2 protein-coding genes are annotated in these 916 nt (G+C 45.6%); both read right to left on the reverse strand.

The genetic code is table 11. From position 1 onward, the window contains the following. Nucleotides 1–358: cytochrome c-type biogenesis protein (locus tag A3751_RS20350; RefSeq protein WP_156492680.1), on the reverse strand; the 358-nt coding region annotated here is incomplete at its 3' end. Between the two features lie 10 nt (nt 359–368). Then, on the reverse strand, nt 369–916 hold a 548-nt coding region (locus tag A3751_RS20355; protein ID WP_369821269.1), incomplete at its 5' end, for a DsbE family thiol:disulfide interchange protein.

A 916-nucleotide genomic window follows, 5' to 3' on the forward strand; every position in this document is an offset into this window, starting at 1 on the left:
CGAGAGCGCCAAGGACAATAAAAACCCAAGGCCCATACCAAAGTAGATAGGTCTCTGTGCTGACTTTGGGCTTATACGTAACAAAGTCACCAAACCGCTCAATCATATAATTCACGACTTCGTCTGAGGTTTTTCCGTCTTCTACGAGTCGATGAACCTGCACACGCATATCCTTAGCAATGGGGGCATTGGAATCCGCGATATCCTGGTTTTGACATTTGGGGCACCGTAATTCTCGGGTCAATTCTTTGTAGGATTGGCGGTTTTCATCACTGCTGAATTCGAAGACGTCGATACTTGACGACTGCGTTAAAAACGAAAGCGACAACAAACATGCGAAGACCATGATATGAGGCAAGAGATACTCCTTACTTCCCAAGTAGCTCGCGATAACGCGGCTCAATTTGTGCTTCCCAGATGCGCTGATTCACTTCACCAACATGGCGATACCGAACGATCCCGTCTTTATCCACAAGATATGTTTCTGGCGCTCCATAGACGCCAAGATCGAAACCAAACGAACCCTTTGGATCATATATATTCAAAGAATAAGGGTCGCCAAGCTCTACCAGCCATTGATTGGCCTTAGACCGATCGTCTTTATAATTCAAACCAATGATGGGTACGCCTTTATTAGCAAGCCTGATTAAATATGGGTGCTCGGTTCGACAGGAAGGGCACCATGTCGCCCAAACGTTCAAAAGAGAAGGCCGACCTTTTAGCGCGTCTTGATTCACTTTAAGCCCCTGATCCTCAAGGACGGACAACTCAAACTCGGGAATGGGGTCGTTTAACCTTGCAGTTTCGAGTTTGTTTGGATCTTTTCCCAAAGCAGTGTAAAGAATGAGTCCCAAGCCAACCGCTAAAACGAGAGGGGTGATATATACTAATCTTGAATTCATACGACTCTTATTTT

The sequence above is a fragment of the Oleiphilus sp. HI0080 genome, from assembly GCF_001635135.1.